General features: G+C 52.9%; 1 pseudogene. It reads left to right on the forward strand.

The window, feature by feature from the left end:
- Positions 1-294, forward strand: a pseudogene (locus B2R17_RS17510) (hypothetical protein); the annotation flags it as partial.
- Positions 295-384 lie beyond the last annotated feature (90 nt).

Genomic DNA, 384 nt, shown 5'->3' on the forward strand with positions numbered 1-384 from the left:
GGCGATCAAGCCACCAAAATTGACAGCGTTCGAAACGAGGAAATGCTAACCGGCCAACAGTCTGAAGGCCCTAGCGAAACCGAGATCCTGCAAGCTCCCGAAGGCGAACAAAACGCCGTCCGCCAATATCAGGCCAAGTACAACAAGTTCAAACGAGAAGCCGAGGCGGTTCTGAACTCTGAACCGCTTCCAATGGGCCACAGAGAGACCGTCCGCAAGTACTTTGAAGCGATTCGGCCAAACAACGAAACCGAAGCGGAAATGGCCATGGAAACATCTGCAACGGACGAGTGAATCCACTCCACCTTCCCTGAAGCGGGTTGTGCAGGTTCTAAGTTGTTATATTGCTAGGCGATTATCATCACCCTCCCTTTGGGAGGGTCG

The sequence above is a fragment of the Rhodopirellula sp. UBA1907 genome (assembly GCF_002337565.1).
GTDB lineage: Bacteria > Planctomycetota > Planctomycetia > Pirellulales > Pirellulaceae > Rhodopirellula > Rhodopirellula europaea.